This window comes from Oceaniglobus sp. K40-3, assembly GCF_055808395.1.
On record NZ_CM147868.1, the window covers coordinates 1372442 to 1392110 of the forward strand.

A 19669-nucleotide genomic window follows, 5' to 3' on the forward strand; every position below is an offset into this window, starting at 1 on the left:
CTGATATGACCGATTTCACCTATGACGTGGACCCCGACGGCGTTGCCCTGATCACATGGGACGCACCGGGAAAATCCATGAATGTCCTGACGCGCGAAGCCTTTGCAACGGTTGAGGACCATATCGACCGCGCGCTGGCTGACGATGCCGTGAAAGGCGTCGTCATCACCTCTGGCAAAAAGGATTTTGCCGGGGGGATGGATTTGAACGTGCTGGCGTCGATCCGCGCGGAAAGCGGCGACAATGCCGCGCAGGGGTTGTTTGATTTCACGATGAACGGCCACCGCATTCTGCGGAAGCTGGAACGTGCCGGGATGGACCCGAAAACCAACAAGGGCGGCAAGCCGGTTGCCTGCGCCATCAACGGCACCTGTGCGGGCATCGGCACCGAAATCGCGCTGGCCTGCCATCGCCGGTTCATGACCGATAACGCCAAGGCGAAAATCGGGTTGCCGGAAATCCTGTTGGGTATCTTTCCCGGCGGTGGCGGCACCACGCGGTATTCGCGGATGGTGGGGGCGATGGCGGCCTCTCCGGTGTTGTTGGAAGGCAAGATGCTGGACCCGAAAAAGGCGAAATCCGCCGCGCTGGTCGATGAGGTGAGCGCCGATCCTGTGGCCGATGCCAAGGCCTGGGTTCTGGCGGCCAAAGACGCCGATATCGTCAAGCCGTGGGATGTGAAGGGGTGGAAAATGCCCGGAGGCGCGCCCTATCACCCCGCAGGCTTCATGACATTCGTGGGCGCGAGCGCCATGGTCAATGGCAAGACGCAGGGCGTGTTCCCGGCGGCCAAGGCCTTGCTGAGCGCGGTTTATGAGGGTGCGATGGTGCCCTTTGATACGGCCCTGAAGATCGAGGCGCGGTGGTTCACCCATGTTCTGATGAACCCCAGTTCTTCGGCCATGATCCGCAGCCTGTTCATCAACAAGCAGGCGTTGGAAAAGGGCGCAAACCGCCCCGATGTGGCCGATCAGACGGTGAAAAAGGTCGGCGTGTTGGGCGCTGGGATGATGGGGGCCGGCATTGCCTTGGTCAGCGCGCTGGCAGGCATCGAGGTGGTTCTGCTGGACCAGAAACAAGAGGCGGCGGACAAGGGGAAATCCTATTCCGCCGATTACATGGACAAGGGGATTGCCCGCAAAAAGGCAACCCCCGAGAAAAAGGAACAGGTGCTGGGCCAGATCACCGCCACCACGGATTACGACGCGCTGAAAGGCTGTGATCTGATCGTCGAGGCGGTGTTCGAGGATATGTCGATCAAGGCCGAGGTGACGAAGGCCGTGGAACAGGTGGTGGGCGCCGATTGCATCTTTGCCACCAACACTTCGACCCTGCCGATCAGTGATCTGGCCAAGGCCAGCGCGCGGCCCGATCAATATATCGGCATCCATTTCTTTAGCCCGGTTGACAAGATGATGCTGGTGGAAATCATCAAGGGGGCGAAAACCGGCGATGTTGCGGTGGCCAAGGCGCTGGATTTCGTGCGGCAAATCCGCAAGACGCCGATCGTGGTGAACGATGCGCGGTTCTTTTATGCCAACCGCTGTATCATCCCCTATATCAACGAAGGCATCCGCATGGTGAAAGAGGGCGTTACCCCCGCCCTGATCGAAAACGCGGCCAAGATGTTGGGCTTTCCCCTTGGTCCGCTGCAACTGGTGGATGAAACCAGCATTGATCTGGGCGTGAAGATCGCCAAGGCCACCAAAGCGGCCATGGGCGATGCTTACCCGGACGAAGCGGTGGATGAGGTGCTGTTCTGGATGGCCGATCAGGGCCGCATGGGGCGCAAGGCACAGGCCGGGTTTTATGCCTATGATGACAAAGGCAAGCGCACGGGCCTGTGGGAGGGCCTGTCGAAATACCCCGAGGCCGACGAGCAGCCCGACCTGTCAGAGGTGCAGCACCGGTTGATGTTTGCCCAGGTTCTTGAGGGCGTCCGCGCGTTGGAAGATGGCGTGCTGACCGACATCCGCGAGGGCGACGTGGGCGCCATCCTTGGCTGGGGTTTCGCGCCTTGGTCGGGCGGGCCGTTCAGTTGGCTTGATATTCTGGGCGCGGCCAGGGCCGTCGAACTTTGCGACGGGCTGAGCGACCGCCACGGCGCGCGTTTTGCCACGCCGCAGATGTTGCGCGACATGGCCGAAAAGGGGGAAACCTTCTATGGCCGCGCCGAGGCTCAGCGCGCGGCGTAAGCGCCGCTGTCCGGCGCCGTCCCCCACAGCAGAGGCGGGGGGCGGCGTCGTGATTTGTCGCGTCGATTGTGTGTGTTCACATGCTCTGAACAGTAGTTTCACAAGGTTTGATACCGGACTAAGCCGGTAGTCCTGTGGCTATCCGGGACCGCCCGGTGATCCTGATTTTTGCCACCACGCATGGATTGCGCTTTTGCCGACGCGGCGGTCGGGCGGGAAGTGGGTGCGCACGTCGTTGGCGATCTCGTGGAATGTCAGCCTGTCGAGCCGTGCGGTGACGAAGGCGCGCAATTCCGGGTCGGCGTCCCGCTTTGCCATTTTGCCGGGGCGGTGATTGCGGCGGTGTTCGGTGGGCGGAACGGTGGGTTCGGGCAGGGTCTTTAAGCCTTCGTTAAACGCCCCTTCCATGGCCAGTTCAAGATCGGCCAGTGCACAGGCCTGTGCGGCGAGAACACCGGATGTCAATGCCTTCGCCTGCGCAAGCTCTGACCGCGCATCCCGAAGCGCCTTGCGCCAATCGCTGCGCGGCACGTTCCGGTCACATTCTCTGTCAATATCATCCATTATCTATTCTCGATCACATGGCGGGGCGGGCGTGGGGTGTTGGTGCCGCGGGTCCACCGGCGGACGCTCACGTCGCTGGTGCGCAGACGGCGGGCAATACCGGCGGTGGTTTCGCCCTCGGCATAGAGGCAGAGCGCCAGCCAGCGCGATGCCAGCGGAACGCGATAGATTTTCAGGCCGCACCGGGCCTGTAACGCGGTTTCCCTTTCGGCCCCGATCACGCGGGATACCATGCCGTCACCGCGCGGCGTGGCGGACAGCGCCACTTCGGACCCGCCGAATTCCAGCAGGAACCGGATCGCAAGGGGATAGCCCAGAACGTCAACAAATGGGTCAACCTGGGCCGGGGGCAGCGGATAGTTCGGATCATCTTGCGGCATGTCGGGTAGGGCCTTGTCGGTCGGGGGAAACACTCCGGCTGGGCAGAGGAAACCGCCAGCCGGAGTGTTGTGCGTTCCGCAGAGGGGGATTGCGGAACGTGCAGCAAGCCGGGCCATGATCGCCCCCGGCCTGCCGATCTCAACTTGAAAGCGAACCGGGTTTCAGGCCCAGTTGTGCGCAGATCGCCGTTTCCTCAACGGACGATGCCCACCCGTGATTTTGCGTGTGGGGCGGCTGTGCGCGCAAGCCTGATGGTTTTGTCAAATGGCCGAACATGGGAACAGACGTGGCAATGAAATTGTCAAAAGCGGCCTCATTGGACTGGCAAAGTGCGGTCGCCCATTCGCGGATGGGCGTGGTCAGATAGCCTTGCGCGAAGGCATCATTCACCTTTTGTGTCAATGAGCGTTCAAAACTGACCCGGTTTCAGCATTTGATTTTGACCCGCCTATTGGGAGGCAAAGCCCTCAGGCGGGCCGCCCTCATATAGCGAGTCCGTCTGTGGGCTTTGCTTGCGGTGCGGTTATTCTTCTCTGCGGCTTTTGCTCTGAGCGAAGCGGTATGAGGTGTTGCCGGTCTCGATGATGGCGCAGTGGTGCGTGACGCGGTCCAGCAGCGCGGTTGTCATCTTGGCATCCACTGCCCGGCAGTCGCTGCTTGCAGCGATGAGAGGGGCCGAAGACAGCGACCCATTCCCCGAACTCCAGATTGGTGGTGATGATGACGCTGGTTTTCTCGTAGAGCTTGCTGATCAGGTGGAACAGCAGTGCGCCGCCGGATTTCGGGAAGGGGATGTAGCCCAACTCGTCGATGATGGCGCAATCCAGGGCCGACAGTTGCCGGATGATCTTCCCGGCGTTGCCATCGGCCTGTTCCTTGATCCACTGCCCGGCAGTGCATGTTTACATGCATGAGAGGGAGGGCATTGATCAGATCGACGGCGTTGAAGAAGCGGGCCTTTTTGCCGTTGTTGATCAAGGCGGTTCCAAGCGCGATGGCGATGTGGGTTTTGCCTGTTCCGGTTCCACCCACCAGGATGAGGTTGTGTGCCTCTTCGGTAAACTGGCCCGAGCAGAAGGGCTCGATCCGGGCCTTGGTGACGGCTGCCGCGCCGTAATCGAAGGTGGCGAAGTCCTTGTGATGCGGGAACTTCGCGATGCGCATTTGATACTGGCCTCTCGGCGATGCAAAGCATCGCCTGTCAGCTAATAGATGGAGCGCACCCGGCGCTCTACAGTTTCTGCGTCGATCAGTTGCTTTATCGCTGTGGTCAGACTGGGCGGCTTGCGCGCGGACAGCAAATCATGTGCGCAAGCTGCCATTCCATGCAGCCTCAGGGCGGTCAGTTGATCAATGAGAGCGTTCATATGACGGCCCCCTCTGCCGAGCACAGCGTTTCATAGCGCTTACAATCGGCCTCCGGGCGCAGGGTCAGCTGTGGATAGACGTATGTTTCGCTCAAGGAGGTGATGACCGGCTCGACCAGCTGGTTAATCAGGTTGATGATGGCGGGCAGGCGCAGCGTGTTTTGTTCCACTGCCAATTCGCAAGCCGTCTCGACCACCTCGATCCGGTGATCCTGGGCCAGCAGAAGCAGATCGACAAACTCCCGATCCCCACCTTTGCCGGCCATGTAATGTTCCCTGATCCGATGCATGGCATCTGGCAGTTGCCAATCCACGAAGGGCGCCCCGTTGCGCAAGGCACCGGGTTTGCGATCCAGCAGAGGAACATAATGCCACGGCTCAAAGTAGCTGATGTTGCGGGTGAAGCGGCGCCTGTGTTCGGCAATGACATTCTGGCCTGACACCAGCACGATCCGGCCCGCATAGGCGCGCAAGGAGACATGCTGGCCTGCAAACCGGGACGGCACGCTGTAGCGATTGCTGGCATATTGAACCAGGCAGGTGGAGCGGACACGCACCGTCTTCTCCACATAGCCATCAAAAGCCCGCCCCAGGGGGCGCAGCCCGGCGCGTTCATCTTCAAAAACCTCTGCAACCGTGCGGGTCGAATGTTCAGGATGAGCGCGATTTGCCAGCTCCTCGCAGCGCAGGCGCAACCAGTCGTTCAGCCCATCCAGATCATCGAAGGCTGGCATTGGGGCAAACAACCGGCCTCGCAAAAACTGGACCTGGTTCTCGACCTGACCCTTCTCCCAGCCCGACGCGGGGGGCAGGGCCGTCCAGAAGGGCGCCATTGGTTCAAGCCCAATGGACGGCGGCTCCATGACATAGTGGTTCATCAACGCGAGGAACCGCGGATGGAATATCCGGTCCTTCGAGCGGGAGACATAGGTCACCATCGTTTTGGGATTGTCGATGATCCCGGGGCTCCGCCCGTTCACATCTCAAACCGTCCCCCGGACGGTTTGCCACCTTCGGTGGGTCGATGTTCACCCCGTCGCGGGACCCCGCCGTAGAAGGACAACGCCCGCACAAAGGCATCCAGCACCATCTCTTGGGCTTCGCCGGGATAGGCGACGACAAAGGGCTTGCGACTATGGCACAGGCGGAAGTGGGCAACCTTCACCGATCGCTCGACACCGCCCAGGACAACCCGTTCCTCGCTCCAGTCAAATTGCAGCGCGTCACCTGCCGCAAAATAAAGCGGGATAAAAGCCTCGCCCGAACCGGCACCGGCCTGCTTCAGATCGCGGACAAATCGCTGAACCGGCGAATAGGAACCAGGATAACCTTCCGAGACAAGCTGCTCGTAAAGCCTCACGGCCGTTCGCCGTTCCCGGCGTGGTCGCTTCTGGTCCTGCTCGAACAGCTCCTGAAGCCGAAGATCAAACCCGTTGCACAGTTTGTGCCGAACCGGCGGGGCTTGGCGCTGGTAGCTCGGCGGGCTCTCATCCTTCAGATACTTCTTGATCGTGTTGCGCGATAATCCCGTCGCCCGCGCAACAGACCGGATACTGCGCCCTTCAACCAGCACCCACAGACGGATCTTCGATACACTTTCCATCAATAACACCTGCTCTTCCCTCCGCACTTGAAGCGCCGATGTTAACGAAACAGGTGGGTCAATTTTACTCGCTCATAACCCACCTAAGTGGGGCAATTTCGCATGCCGATTCACAAACAACGCCCGGATCAGTTCAAGCTGGGCAAAGCTGGCCATGCCGGGGCGCGCGCCATAGTCTTTGCCGGTGCTGGTCAGCGGCGCGAAGCCCAGCCATTCAAAGAATCCCATGAGCGCCTCAAACCCGGCTTTGTCCAATTCGGTTGAACTGGTAACGCCCGCAATATGGACCAAGGCCGACCGGTATTCGGAATCGGTGAGGTTCAGCTTGCCTTTGGCAATATGCAGGATCGCTTTTTGCTTGTTGGTCAGGCTCATGTCTTCGGTCCTTTCGATGAAGGTTTTTCAATCGGCGTGGCGGCGCTCTGCAACCGCATGGCATATGTGACGGATTTTTCAGCGTCGCCGTTCGCTGCCGTTTTCATCGCAACCGCGACAAACTCCGAGACCGCCCGCATGAAGTAGTCGGGCAGGTCCAAGCGCGTGAACTCTTCGAAGACGATCTGTGCGTTATAGAGATGGCTTTGCACCTCGTTCAGCCGGTCGATTTGATTTTGCATCTCTGACTGGCTGACTGACAGGGTATGCGTTTGTTTCGCCCGCTCCGCCGCCCGCGCTTCGGCATCGGCAAACAGCTTTCTCGCTTCCTTGCCGGGCAGATAGACCGCGCGCCCTTCACGCGCGTTCACTTCCCGGTAATCTTCCCCGGTTTGATCATCTGTCATTGCAGCGTCTCCCCTTCGCCGGTGCCGGTGCGACCGACGCGGGCAGACCGGCCAAGGATGATCCTGACCAACTCGATCTGTTCACCGGCCAAGTCATTCGGTTCGATCAACATATTGAACGTCTTGGCAATATCAGCCTCGTTTGCGCCCTTCGTTTCCAGAAGTTGTTGCAGGGTGGCCAGCGCTTTGCGGTTGGTGCGGATCGCGTTGGCAATCCCTTCCAGCGCCACCGCAAACTGCCCAACCTCAAGCTCATTCATCGGCGTGACGATCATGTCGCGCGAAAGGAAATAGGCGGCTTGCCCATCAGAAACCGGGACGTGAATGGTGAGGATCGACATTACCGGCCCCCCTTCGGTGTAAGTTTCAGGTCTAGAACTGCCGCTTTCAGGTGCATCGGTTCTCGCGGATCGAACCCCGCGAACGCCGCAGCTTCGTGCAGAACGCTTTCGACATTGCGCAGTCCGCCCGGCAAAGCCGCAACAGCATAAAGGATGTTCATCCCGGCGGGGGTCAAACCCGGTGTCGGCAGTGACGGCGCGAATATCCGCATCGGGCACAGAACGGAAAATTACCGGATACCGCACCCGGCTTTGCAACTGGGGAATATCGGCGATTAGTCCGACAAGAGACAGATCACCGCAGAAAGCGATTGCACAGTCCGCCGTTTCCGCCAGATCGCGCGCCCATTCAAAGGACTCACCACGGGCGTTCGTCTTGCGGTTTCGCTGGTTAAGGTATTGCGATTCGTCCAGAACGATCAGGCCTTCAGGCCCGATCAGATCAGCAAGCTGAAGCCCGGAGTCACTCAGGCTCATTCCCAGCGGCGAACGATCAAAGCGCGCCAGCAGCGCCTTGGCCAGCGCCCACGGTGTGCCTTCACCCCGCGCGACCTTGTGATAAAAGGCCCTCTCGCCCATGTCGATGCAATAGCCTTGGGCGGCAAGCGTCTTGCCGATACCCGGCGCGCCTGCAATCATGGTCGCGCAGAACCCTTCGCGCGCTCTCGCCCGATCCAGTGCCGCGACCACTTCAGTATGTGTGCTGGTTTCAGCCCAATCCTGCGGATTGCGCCAACTCCGTTCGGCATTGGCAAGTTTCAGTATCTGTGCCATTCTGGTCTCCGTCAAAGTGCGGGCTTGCCCGCTGTGATCGGCGTTGGGGGGCGTTGTTGCCGCCTCCCGCGCCACTTACCGGCCTTTCGACCGCAGTTTTTCCGCCACCAGCGCGTTGCGTCGCGCCTTGAATTCGAGCGGAATTTCGTCGTCGGTTGCCGCCGTTTGTGGCGCGACCTGGTGAACCGGTGCCGCCGCCGAAAACGGCCCGCGTGTGTCGAGCTGGTGAACGGCAGGGGCCAGCGGCGAAGGCGCGGGCAACGCGGCTTCCGTCACAAGCCGTTGCAGCGCGGCCACCTTCTGATCGGACTCCTGCACCTGATATTGCTGGGCCAGCTTAGTGATGCGCCGCTTCTCGGCCAAAGCGCGGCGACGGCTTGCCTCATTCTGGTGTTCGGTCGCCTGATAGGCGGACAGATAGTGTATTAGCTCCCGGCCTTTCCACTTTTCCTCTCCCCAGCCACGCACAATACCTGGTGCGCTGTAGTCGCTGGGGTCGATGCCAACGAGAACCCGCTTTCCCTCATGCTCCAACATCGCGGATTGAGTGCTGGCATCCCCGAACAGCCCGAAAGGTAGCTTCACCCGTCCGTCAGTTCTGACAACTCGTTCGAACCACTTCATCCGCACACTGCGCCGTTGCAGCGGCGAAACGTGCCGCACCACGCGACCCTCGGAAAGCCGCTTGAAGGCGTCGTCCCGGCACTCGCCCGCCAGCAAACCTTGCGCGCGGCTGTCACGGCGGGCGTTGAACCGCTGGATTTCCTGCGCCACCATCGCCTTGAACAGATCGAAGCTGACCGGCACCGGGTTCGGGTTTGGTGTATCTGTCGGGCCGGATCGTTGCGCGCGATGAAAAACCGGATCGTTGTCCATATGCCGCAACACCGAAAAGATGCTCTCCGACAGCTTGCCCTGTGGATTGCCCGGCGCGGTGTTTTGCAAATCGATGCCAAAGATTTTTAACACCCCGGGCACGTCCCAATCGGCAGCGCGTTGGGGCGTGGTGCGATATCTGGGCTTCAAGCCGCCCGCGATCCGGCGGCTGTTGAAAGCCGATCCGTTATCAGTCACGACAAGATCGGGAATGCCGTTTGTTTCGCACATGTTGATGGTGGCGTCGGCAGTCGCTTCCTCATTCTCGGAAGTGGATACTGACCAGCCGACAACCCGCGATGACGCCCGATCAGTATAGACGATTACCCATGGGTAACCCGTTGAACCATCAGGGAAAGAGACCTTGACCTTGAACTCGCGCCCGTCCAGTTCGACCTGCTGCATCGCCTTCATGCCTGCGACGGTGCGCGGCTGATACTGGATCAGAGACTTGATCGCGGCGTCTTCACCCATCTGCAACGTGCGACGTTCGGCTACAGGCAGGTTCTGCCACCGGCGATTGATCGTCGGATAAGACGGCCATGCCCATCCTTCGGCATTTGCGCACTCTGCGACACGATTATACAGCCGCTTGAGGTTCGGCCCGGTGCCGTTCTTGCCCGACAGGCCGACCATATCCTTGAACGCTTGCCACGCCTCGGGCGAAACTTCGGCAAAAGCTGTCTTGCCTTGGAAATCCGGCGCAAGGGCCGGTGCCCAGTTCGCCGGATCGACGCCCTGCACCATCTCTTTCCACCGGGCGATTGTATGCCGCGACGGGCAGTCGGGCAGTCCTCTTTCGGCCTTCACCAGCTTCGCGATCTTGCTGTGGCTCAGGCCCGCCGCCTCATGCCGCAGGAAGAACACCAGCAGCGCAAACCGCTCCTGCGCCCTGTCCTGGACGCCCTTCGGCTTGCGCGCCAGGGCGGCATGGGCATCGTCATCCTGCTGACCGAACGACATGTGCAGATCGGCGGCAATCCTGACCCGGTATTCGTGCTGAACGTCCTCGGGAAGATCGGAAAGGCTTACCGCCTGCGGCTTGCGGCCATCGTCGCTCAACTGGCGGATTGGCACCCCAGCGGCGAGCAACCATCGGGTTGCAGATGTTCGATGGTCGGGTACACCGGCCATGCCCAGAATATGCGTCACCGGCACAATCATCAGTCTTCGATGCCCGCCGCCGCCTTCAACCGGGCGACCAGCGCCTGTGCCGTCTTACCTCGTCACTGCCCGATCAGGGCCTTGCGCGCGTTCCCCACGTCGATGCCGTCTGCGCAGCAATATGCATTCAACGATGTGCCACGCAACGTGAAACCGGCGCGAACGCGTGCGTTGGTCTGTTCATCGGGTTCGATCTCGGATAGTTTAAGAAGCATCGGAGTGTTACCTGTGATCCCCTAATTGGGGTCACATTGCCCCAAATTTGGGTATTTTCAAGGGGCGACAGATGGCGATTGAAGGTTTTTCGGATCGGTTGCGCTATTTGCGTGATCGCAACGACTATACGGTCCAGCAGATGGCAGAGCGCACCGGCATTCCGAAACGGACTTTCGATAAGTATCTGCTAAAGGAAGGTGGCAGCTTACCCGGCTTAGACGCCATATCTATGATTGCGTCTGGCTTAGATGTATCGCTCGATTGGCTGGTGTTCGGTGCCGAAACTGCGGCTGACGACGCAGGGCGCATCGTTCGCCTCTGTGCCAGAGCCGGGGCTGTGAAGGTGCTCGAGACGATCCTTGAGGACATTGCCGAAAGTGATGGCAGCTATAAGGGCCTGACCGCCGAGGAGTGGGCGGCAGAGATTGCCCACCTCGCCGGGGAAGCTGCGCAGGGCCTGGGCGGTAAAGCCGTGAATCGGCACACCCTTCGAGTTGCCGAAAGGGTCTTTCAAAAGCGTCTTGAAGAGCGCATTCAACAGCGCGCCGGATCAACTGAACCCGGCGCGCCCGACGCCGAACCGACGCCGGATGGTGGCAACAAGGTCACGTCCGAATAACACGATACTGCGGTTCCAGAACATCGTGGGTCATGGGCATTTTTGCCCACGACTTCAGAAAGCCCCCACTGATTTCATTCGATTATTTCAAGCATCAGATAACATAATACCTGTCCCAACCCCGATAATCCGGCGGATTGGTGCAAACCATGTGAAAACGCCTCCCGCTAACCCATTGATTTCGCACAATCCTAAATTGCCCCATGTTCAAACCAAGTGAACCCGCTCATCGATATGGGCAATCAGGGCCTCGGCCTGATCCAGCGGCAAAGGATCATACCGGGCCTTGGCCCCTTCCTCCAACAGGTCCACAAGCCCCGCCACGCCCCGTTGGGCCGGGCAGAAAAACAGCACGCCCAGATTGGCAAAGACGACCTGATCATCGGCAAAGTGCAGGGTGATCACGTCCAGATCGCCCGAGGGGTTCACCGCTTCGATTCCGGCAAATTCTTCCAGCGCCGCAGCGGGGATCAGAACGAACGGATCACCCAGGATCGCTTCGGCGCAATCGGCCTCGATCATCACGGATTGTTCGGGCAACAGAATGGTTTCGACCTGATTGCCCAGGCTTCCGGCGGTAACGCGCAGAGGCCACAGATGGCGTGGACAGGCGCGCGGCGATGACCAGAGTTTTCCGCGTTGGACCGAAACAACCTCTTGCAGGCCGCCATCAAAGGTCAGCACCATATCGCCGGGCAGCACACCCTCGACCGGGCGCCAGCCTATGGTTGTGGCCACCCGTGTGCCAACCACCATGCCCGTGGCCAACCCGGCGGGGGGCGAATCCACGCTGTCGTGCGCGCCGCTGTGTTCGGCCTGCCTTTTGGTGATCTTTGCGTTAAAGCCCGGCAACCTCAAACCAAACATGCGTCTCTTCCTTGTCCTCACCCGGTCTTTCTGATCCGGTTGAGCAATCCTTGAACGGAAACCACGCCCAGAGTTCGGCGCAATCCGGGCAACATTATGGTAAACGCAACTTTTGGTTGCGGGGGCGCCGCTCAGAAACCATAGCCGAACCGGGCAATATCCTGCGCACAGATACGGCCCACCAGGGCGCGGGTTTCGTCATTGTAAAGGGCGCGATACCCGGCAGGTCGCTGTGACGGGTTGGCGTGGGGGATATCGAGCGCAAAGCCGAGATGCGCCTCGAACGGCGCGATGTCACTGGCCAGATGCTCCAGCCGCAAAAACAACGCCGGGTGTTCGGTGCCGTCCGAACCGGTCACATAATGGCCAAACCCTTCGTTGACAAACGAGCGCTGAACAAGATCCTGGCGCAGGAATGCGCCAAAGCCCAGGGATTGCGCCAGCGGAACGGCGGGGTGGTCGAATGTCTGGGTCTGCAACCAATGGTAATAGCTGACAAACCGGTCCCAGGGGTTGCGCACAAGCGTGACGATCAACATCTGCGCCATCTGTTCGGGGGGCAGGATGCCTTCGATATCGGCCAGGGTCGCGTGTTTCCACAACCGCCCCCGCGCGGGCAGCCCTTTAACCGGCGGCGCCGACGCCGGGCCTTGGGGGTGTCGCCGATCAGGATATCATCTTTCATCGCCCGCGCCTCCAGCGCGAGGGTCAGCGACGTACCACCGGTTTTGGGCGCATGGGCAAAGACAAAGCGGCGACCGGGCGAAATGATCACGTTGCCGGGCTCGCTGCGCAGGGTGATGATGATCCCTGCCAGAATGATGCAGGTCATGCCAAACATCGCCATGGCATTTACCGTGTCGCCGCGCAGAACCCAGGCCCAGAACGCGGCAAAGATCAGCAATCCGTATTCACAGACCGAGGCATGTGACGGATCGCCTGCCTGATACCCCCAGATGATCAACCCCACCGCAAACAGCGATCCTATCGCCTGCACCGCGATGATGCTCCAGACAAACCCACCGGGCAGCCCGGACCACCCCGAGAGAACCCAGCCCACGCCATCAGCCGGAACCGCCGCCAGCCCGGCCAGCCCCCACAGCCCCAGCACCCCAAAGAACCCGGCCAGCAAGGTCAGCGTCGCCTCATCCGCGCAAAGCCGCCGGGTGACCACGGCCCCCGCCCCATAAAGCGCACCCGCCACCACCGGAATCAGCGAGGTCGCGCCAAAAGCGGCGCCATTGGGTTGCAACACCAACAGGATGCCGGAAAATCCCAGCACAACCGATCCCATACGCCATGGCCCGATCCGATCGCCCAGCCCCCGGGAAATCAGGATCACGAACATCGGCGCCGTAAACAACCCCGCCGCCACCTGCCCGATGGGCAGAAAGGCAAGGCAGCCGAAATAAACGCAAATCGCCGTTCCCACCAGGGCACTGCGCAGGATCACCGCGCCCCAGTGGCGCACCGCAAAAGGTGCGCGCAACCACAGCCCCGCACCGATCAGCAACGGCAGGGCCAGCACGCTGCGCAATACGTGAAACTGCCACAGCCCGATATCGCCGGTGATCATGGGAATAAGGTTGTCGATCAGGCCCAGAACGCCCACCCCCGACAACACAGCCAGCGCGGCCATTGTCGGGGCGGCCTGTGCTCTGCTCATTCCCTGTTGCATGAAACCACTTTCCAACCTGCCCGCCTTTGGCAATACTGCTGCCGTGACACAAACTCAATCTTTTCGGGAGGATGCGATGGGTTGGCTAAGCGATGAGACAGGGTTGGAACGCTGTGCGGCCAATCATGTGCCCCTGACGCCGCTGTCACATCTGAATCGCGCCGCGCGCGTGTTTGCGGACCGCGAGGCGCTGGTCTATGGCGCTGCGCGCTGGACGTATGCCGATTATCACGCCGATGTGTCGCGCATGGCGGGCGGGCTGATCGCGCTGGGGGTGCGCCCCGGCGATGTGGTGGCAACGCTGATCCCCAATCTGCCGGCACAGGCCATGGCGCATTTTGCGGTGCCGGCCACCGGGGCGGTGCTGAACACCATCAACATCCGGCTGGAGCCTGATACCGTCGCCTATATCCTGACCCATGGCGGGGCCAAGGTGGTGCTGTGCGACACCCAGTTCCTGCCCTTGGCCGAAGCGGCCATCGCCCTGTTGGACCACGCCCCGATCCTGATCGAAGTGCCCGACGCTGCCGCCGGATTTCCCGCCACGGGCCGGTTCATCACCTTTGACGATTTGTTGGCCAAGGGCGCGCCCGACACCCCCTGGCAGATGCCAGCGGATGAATGGGAGAGCCTCGCGCTGAATTATACCTCGGGCACCACCGGGCGCCCCAAGGGCGTGGTGTATCACCATCGCGGCGCGTATCTGATGACCATGGGCACCGTCGTGTCGTGGCGGATGACGCTGTACCCCCGGTTTCTGTCCATCGTGCCGCTGTTTCACTGCAACGGCTGGAATCACGTCTGGATGATGCCCCTGCTGGGTGGCACCACCGTGTGTTGTCGTGATGTGACGGCGGGCGCGATTTACAACGCCATCGCGGACGAGGGGGTGAGATATTTCGGCGGCGCGCCGATTGTGTTGAACCTGATCGTCAACGCGCCCGAGGCCGAGCGCCGCGCCTTTGACCACCGGGTCGAGGTGTTCACCGCCGGCGCCCCCCTGCGGCCGCCACATTGGCCGCCATAGAAACGCTGGGGTTCAACGTTACCCAGGTTTACGGGCTGACCGAAACCTATGGCCATGTCACCGAATGCACATGGAACGATGGCGCATGGGATGATCTGCCCGCCGCCGAACGGGCCACGATCAAGGCGCGGCAGGGCGTGGCCTTTCCGATGATGGAGGAGGTGACAGTGCTGGACAATGCCATGGCGCAGGTCGCGCTGGATGGTCAGACTCAGGGCGAAATCGCCATGCGCGGCAACGCGGTGATGAAAGGGTATTACCGCAACCCCGACGCCACCGCCGAGGCATTCGCGGGGGGCTGGTTCCACTCTGGCGATCTTGCGGTGCAGCACCCGGGGGGCCATATCCAGATCGTGGACCGGGCCAAAGACATCATCATTTCGGGCGGTGAAAACGTGTCGTCCGTCGAGGTTGAGGGCGCGCTGATGCACCATCCCGCCATATCGCTGTGCGCCGTGGTGGCGCAACCTGATGAGAAATGGGGCGAAGTGCCCTGTGCCTTTGTCGAATTGAAACCGGGCGCGCAGGCGGATGAGGGTGAAATCATCGCCTTTGCCCGCGCCCGTCTGGCCGGGTTCAAGGCGCCCAAACGGGTTGTGTTTCAGGAACTTCCCAAAACCTCGACCGGGAAGATTCAGAAATTCGCCCTGCGCGACATCGCCCGCGCATTGTAAGCGGATCGCGATTGTCGGACCGGTGCGATTGCCCTATTATTACCTGCAATAATGACAGTGAGGCGGCCCCCAATCCCGCCCGGCAGGTATATGACAGCGCTGAACGAATACGAACGGCTTGAAACCACGGGCATCTGGCGCGCCAGTCCCTATACCCAACGCCGTGATGTGGGGGTTTCGCTTGGCGATGCCACGCTGGCCATCTTTGACATGAACGAAACGGCGCTGGCCCATTGGTCGCTGGCGGCCGTCCAGCGGGAAAACCCCGGCACCCGCCCGGCCATCTTCAGCCCCGGCGCCGATGCCGAAGAACGCCTTGAGCTGGACGACGACACCATGATTGATGCCATCGAAAAGGTGCGCCGGGTGGTCGAGAGGCACCGCCCCCGGCAGGGGCGTCTGCGGTATTATCTGATGGCGGGCAGTCTGGCCATTGTCACGGCGCTGGCCGTGTTCTGGTTGCCCAAGGCAATGATCCGTCACACGGTCAAGGTGGTGCCACTGGCCAGCCGCGCCGATATTGGCGCGCAGCTTATGGATACGATTCAACGGGTTGCAGGCCGCCCCTGTGTCAGTTCCGGCGCATCGGATGTGCTGGAAACACTGGCCCGCCGGGTGCTGCCTGATCGCAAGGTGCATATGGTGGTGCTGTCGCGCGGGGTGGCCGCGTCGGAACATCTGCCCGGCGGTTACATTCTGCTGAACCGCGCCCTGATCGAAGATTTCGAAGGCCCGGCGCCCCTTGCCGGGTATATTCTGGCCGAAGATGAACGCGCCCGCGAGCTTGACCCGCTGGAGCGGTTGCTGATCAGTACCGGGGCCTTTTCGGCGTTTCAGTTGCTGATCACCGGCCACATGGATGATGACACCCTCGAAGGCTATGCCGAAACGCTGCTGTTGCAGCCACCGGCCCCGATCGGCACAGAGGATTTGCTGCAACGGTTCCGGCTGGCCGGGATCAGCGCCACGGCCTATGCCTATGCGCTGGATATTTCGGGCGAGGCGACGCTGCCCCTGATCGAAGGCGATCCGATCCGCCCGGGGGAAGGGCGCCCGATCCTGACCGACGGGCAATGGGTGACACTGCAAGGCATCTGCGGCGAATGAATTTGTCATAGGGATTGCGCCAGCGCCCGAAGGCGCGGCGCAATCCCCGCGCGGCGCGGTTTACCCTTGCAGCGCGCGAACGCCCAGTTCGCCTTCTTCCCGCGCCTTCATCGCCAGGGCCACGGCATGGCTTGCGGCCAGGGTCGTGAAGTAGGGGATTTTGTCCATCAAGGCGACGTTGCGCATGGAGCGGGAATCCTCGACCGCGCGCGCGCCTTCGGTGGTGTTCATGACAAGGGCGATTTCGCCGTCTTTCATGATGTCCACGATGGTGCGCCCGCCTTCATATACCTTGTTCACGTCACTGGTTTCGATGCCGTTTTCGCGCAGGAATGCGGCGGTGCCTTTGGTGGCGGTCAGGCTCATGCCGATGGTGGTCAGGATGCGGGCGGTTTCAACGAATTGATCCGTCTTGTCCATGTCCTTGATCGACAGGAACGCCACGCCAGAGGTGGGCAGAACGACACCGGCCCCCATCTGCGCCTTGAGAAAGGCGCGCGGGAACGAACGATCCCACCCCATCACCTCGCCCGTGCTGCGCATTTCCGGGCCAAGCAGGGTATCGACGCCGGGAAAGCGGGCAAAGGGCAACACCGCCTCTTTCACCGAATACCAGGGCATGGCCGGATCGGCCAGCGTCATCGGATCGGCATAGGGAAGCGTATCATCCGGCCCGGTGCCAGCGGGATAGGGGGCGCGCAAGGGGAAGTTCGTCAGCGGCTCTCCCGCCATCAGGCGGGCGGCAATAGAGGCGATGGCACTGTCGGTGGCCTTGGCCACAAAGGGCACGGTGCGCGAGGCGCGGGGGTTTACCTCAAGCACATAGATCACGCCGTCTTTTATCGCAAATTGAACATTCATCAGCCCGACAACGCCCAGTTTCAGGGCCATGGCTGCCGCCTGTTGTTCCATTTGTGCAATCAGATCATCCGACAACGTATACGGCGGGAGCGAACAGGCGCTGTCGCCTGAATGCACGCCGGCCTCTTCGATGTGCTGCATCACGCCGGCGATGTGGGTGCTGGTGCCATCGCAAAGGCAATCAACGTCAACCTCGACCGCGCCCGACAGATAGCTGTCAAGCAGGACGGGGGTGTCGCCGGAAACCTGCACCGCGTCGCGGATATAGCGGGCAAGGTGGGCATCGTCGCGCACGATTTCCATGGCGCGCCCGCCCAGCACATAGGAAGGGCGGATCACAAGAGGATAGCCGACCCGGTGGGCGATCTCCATCGCTTCGGCGTCGGAATGGGCGATGCCGTTGACGGGCTGTTTCAGGCCCAGATCGTTCAGCATCGCCTGAAAGCGTTCGCGGTCTTCGGCCAGGTCGATGGCGTCGGGGGTGGTGCCCAGAATGGGAATGCCCGCATCCTGCAAGGCATTGGCCAGTTTCAGGGGCGTTTGACCGCCAAATTGTACGATTACGCCATGCAGCGTGCCGTTTTCCTGTTCGACGCGCAGGATTTCCATCACGTGTTCAAAGGTCAGCGGTTCGAAATAGAGCCGGTCAGAGGTGTCGTAATCGGTTGAAACCGTTTCAGGGTTGCAGTTGATCATGATCGTTTCATAGCCCGTGGCCGAAAGGGCATAGCAGGCGTGACAACAGCAATAGTCAAACTCGATCCCTTGCCCGATCCGGTTGGGACCGCCGCCAAGGATGACCACCTTTTTGCGATCACTTGGCCGGGCTTCGCATTCGACGTCGCCCATGACCGGGGTTTCGTAGGTGGAATACATATAGGGGGTTTGCGCCTCGAATTCGGCGGCGCAGGTGTCGATCCGCTTGAACACGGCATGGACCCCCAGATTGTGGCGGGCGCGACGGATCTGATCTTCGTCGCGTCCCGTAAGGGTGGCAAGGCGGGCGTCGGTAAAGCCCATCATTTTCAGATGGCGCAACCCCTGTTCGCCAAGGGGCAACCCGTCACGGCGCACCTGTTCTTCGGCATCGACGATTTCGCGGATACGATCAAGGAACCAAGGATCGAATTTGGTGATGGCGTGCAGATCATCGTTGCTCAGCCCGTGGCGCATGGCCTGGGCGATGGTGCGCATCCGGTCCGGCGTCTGGCGCGACAGGGCGGCGGTGATGCTGGCCACATCCGGGGCGCCGGGGATTTCGATTTCGTCAAACCCGGTCAGGCCGGTTTCCAGCGAGGCCAGCGCCTTTTGCAGGGATTCGTGGATGGTGCGGCCGATCGCCATCGCCTCGCCCACCGATTTCATCGCGGTGGAGAGCAGGGGTTCAGAGCCGGGGAATTTTTCGAACGCAAAGCGCGGAATCTTGGTGACGACATAGTCGATGGTCGGCTCGAAACTGGCCGGTGTGACCTTGGTGATGTCGTTGTCCAGCTCATCGAGCGTATAGCCCACGGCCAGTTTCGCGGCGATCTTGGCGATGGGAAACCCGGTGGCCTTGGACGCCAGCGCGGATGAGCGCGACACCCGGGGGTTCATTTCGATCACCACCATGCGGCCATCGGCAGGGTTTATCGCCCATTGCACGTTCGATCCGCCGGTTTCGACACCGATTTCGCGCAGCACCGCGATGCTGGCCGAGCGCATGGCCTGGTATTCCTTGTCGGTCAGGGTCAGCGCCGGGGCGACGGTGATCGAATCACCGGTATGCACGCCCATGGGATCGACGTTTTCGATGGCGCAGACGATGATCGCGTTGTCGGCCCGGTCGCGCACCACCTCCATTTCGAATTCTTTCCAGCCCAGCAGGGATTCATCGACCAGAATTTGCCCCACGGGCGATGCATCCATCCCCGAGCGGCAGAAATATTCGTATTCCTCGCGGTTGTAGGCCACGCCGCCACCGGTGCCACCCATGGTAAAGGCAGGGCGGATGATGGCGGGCAGGCCGATCTCTTCCAGCGCGTCGATGGCCAAGCCGACACCTGCGGCCAGATCCTTTTTGCCCTGCCTGACCGGCGCCGTGACAATGGTGGCCTTGGGGTTTTCGATGCCCAGACGATCCATCGCTTCGCGGAACAGCTTTCGGTCCTCGGCCATCTCGATGGCCTCGCGGGTGGCGCCGATCATCTCGACGCTGAATTTTTTCAGCACGCCCATTTCCTCGACCGCGAGGGCGGTGTTCAGCCCGGTTTGCCCGCCCATGGTGGGCAGCAAGGCGTCGGGGCGTTCCTTTTCGATGATCCGGGCAACGATTTCGGGCGTGATCGGTTCGATATAGGTGGCGTCGGCCAGCTCCGGGTCGGTCATGATCGTGGCCGGGTTGGAATTGACCAGAATCACCCGATACCCTTCTTCGCGCAGGGCCTTGCAGGCCTGAGCGCCGGAATAGTCGAATTCGCACGCCTGCCCGATAATAATTGGCCCCGCGCCGATGATCATGATGGATTTGATATCGGTTCGTTTCGGCATGGCCAGACCCCCAGAGCAGTTAAATCTCGGGGGTTATAGGCCTT

Annotated in this window: 16 protein-coding genes and 2 pseudogenes; 4 read left to right on the forward strand and 14 right to left on the reverse strand. The window is 61.1% G+C overall.

Going from position 1 to position 19669, the window contains the following annotated elements; all coding sequences use genetic code 11:
• The first annotated feature begins 5 nt into the window (after positions 1–5).
• Positions 6–2195, forward strand: a complete 2190-nt coding sequence (locus AC0L7P_RS07070) for a 3-hydroxyacyl-CoA dehydrogenase NAD-binding domain-containing protein (protein ID WP_473435070.1) — start codon at positions 6–8, stop codon at positions 2193–2195.
• Positions 2196–2333: 138 nt separating this feature from the next.
• Here AC0L7P_RS07070 and AC0L7P_RS07075 read toward each other — a convergent pair whose 3' ends face one another.
• The 10 genes and pseudogenes from AC0L7P_RS07075 to AC0L7P_RS07120 form a co-directional block, all read right to left on the reverse strand.
• Positions 2334–2759 (reverse strand): hypothetical protein, encoded by a 426-nt coding sequence (locus AC0L7P_RS07075; RefSeq protein ID WP_473434140.1) that lies wholly within the window; start codon positions 2757–2759, stop codon positions 2334–2336.
• Entirely contained in the window at positions 2759–3139 is a 381-nt protein-coding gene (locus tag AC0L7P_RS07080) for a helix-turn-helix domain-containing protein (protein ID WP_473434141.1), read from the reverse strand. The genes AC0L7P_RS07075 and AC0L7P_RS07080 overlap by 1 nt, the downstream gene beginning before the upstream one ends.
• 139 nt (positions 3140–3278) lie before the next feature.
• Positions 3279–3542 (reverse strand): phage protease, encoded by a 264-nt coding sequence (locus AC0L7P_RS07085; protein WP_473434142.1) that lies wholly within the window; start codon positions 3540–3542, stop codon positions 3279–3281.
• Between the two features lie 121 nt (positions 3543–3663).
• Positions 3664–4507 (reverse strand): annotated as a pseudogene (locus AC0L7P_RS07090) (ATP-binding protein).
• The gene (locus tag AC0L7P_RS07095) at positions 4504–5487 is read right to left on the reverse strand and encodes a Mu transposase domain-containing protein (protein ID WP_473435071.1); all 984 of its coding nucleotides are present in this window, start codon (positions 5485–5487) and stop codon (positions 4504–4506) included. Before AC0L7P_RS07095 ends, AC0L7P_RS07090 begins: the two are co-directional and overlap by 4 nt.
• Positions 5484–6110: an IS21 family transposase gene (istA, locus tag AC0L7P_RS07100; RefSeq protein WP_473432712.1), complete on the reverse strand. Its 627-nt coding sequence runs from the start codon at positions 6108–6110 to the stop codon at positions 5484–5486. The genes AC0L7P_RS07095 and istA overlap by 4 nt, the downstream gene beginning before the upstream one ends.
• A gap of 72 nt (positions 6111–6182) precedes the next feature.
• Entirely contained in the window at positions 6183–6485 is a 303-nt protein-coding gene (locus AC0L7P_RS07105) for a phage protein GemA/Gp16 family protein (protein ID WP_473435072.1), read from the reverse strand.
• Positions 6482–6892 (reverse strand): hypothetical protein, encoded by a 411-nt coding sequence (locus AC0L7P_RS07110; RefSeq protein WP_473435073.1) that lies wholly within the window; start codon positions 6890–6892, stop codon positions 6482–6484. The genes AC0L7P_RS07105 and AC0L7P_RS07110 overlap by 4 nt, the downstream gene beginning before the upstream one ends.
• Positions 6889–8007, reverse strand: a complete 1119-nt coding sequence (locus AC0L7P_RS07115) for a TniB family NTP-binding protein (RefSeq protein WP_473435074.1) — start codon at positions 8005–8007, stop codon at positions 6889–6891. The genes AC0L7P_RS07110 and AC0L7P_RS07115 overlap by 4 nt, the downstream gene beginning before the upstream one ends.
• Positions 8008–8082: 75 nt before the next feature.
• A complete protein-coding gene (locus AC0L7P_RS07120; protein ID WP_473435075.1) occupies positions 8083–10047 on the reverse strand; it encodes a transposase domain-containing protein in 1965 nt (654 codons plus the stop codon).
• A 286-nt stretch (positions 10048–10333) separates the two neighbouring features.
• On the opposite strand from AC0L7P_RS07120, the gene AC0L7P_RS07125 reads away from it, so the two are divergent.
• Positions 10334–10882 (forward strand): helix-turn-helix domain-containing protein, encoded by a 549-nt coding sequence (locus tag AC0L7P_RS07125; RefSeq protein WP_473435076.1) that lies wholly within the window; start codon positions 10334–10336, stop codon positions 10880–10882.
• Between the two features lie 207 nt (positions 10883–11089).
• Here AC0L7P_RS07125 and AC0L7P_RS07130 read toward each other — a convergent pair whose 3' ends face one another.
• From AC0L7P_RS07130 to AC0L7P_RS07140, 3 genes are all read right to left on the reverse strand, one after another.
• Positions 11090–11749 carry a Hint domain-containing protein gene (locus tag AC0L7P_RS07130; protein ID WP_473435077.1) on the reverse strand — a complete coding sequence of 220 codons (660 nt, stop codon included), beginning with the start codon at positions 11747–11749 and terminating at the stop codon, positions 11090–11092.
• A 131-nt stretch (positions 11750–11880) separates the two neighbouring features.
• Positions 11881–12351, reverse strand: coding sequence for a sulfotransferase family 2 domain-containing protein (locus AC0L7P_RS07135; RefSeq protein ID WP_473435078.1), 471 nt, complete (start codon positions 12349–12351; stop codon positions 11881–11883).
• Entirely contained in the window at positions 12282–13415 is a 1134-nt protein-coding gene (locus AC0L7P_RS07140; RefSeq protein ID WP_473435079.1) for a DMT family transporter, read from the reverse strand. Before AC0L7P_RS07140 ends, AC0L7P_RS07135 begins: the two co-directional genes overlap by 70 nt.
• A gap of 88 nt (positions 13416–13503) precedes the next feature.
• Here AC0L7P_RS07140 and AC0L7P_RS07145 point away from each other — a divergent pair.
• A pseudogene (locus AC0L7P_RS07145) lies at positions 13504–15128 on the forward strand (AMP-binding protein).
• A 90-nt stretch (positions 15129–15218) separates the two neighbouring features.
• Positions 15219–16235, forward strand: coding sequence for a hypothetical protein (locus AC0L7P_RS07150; RefSeq protein ID WP_473435080.1), 1017 nt, complete (start codon positions 15219–15221; stop codon positions 16233–16235).
• 60 nt (positions 16236–16295) lie between these two features.
• On the opposite strand, the gene carB is transcribed toward AC0L7P_RS07150, so the two are convergent.
• A complete protein-coding gene (gene carB, locus AC0L7P_RS07155) occupies positions 16296–19625 on the reverse strand; it encodes a carbamoyl-phosphate synthase large subunit (protein WP_473435081.1) in 3330 nt (1109 codons plus the stop codon).
• Positions 19626–19669: the final 44 nt, after the last annotated feature.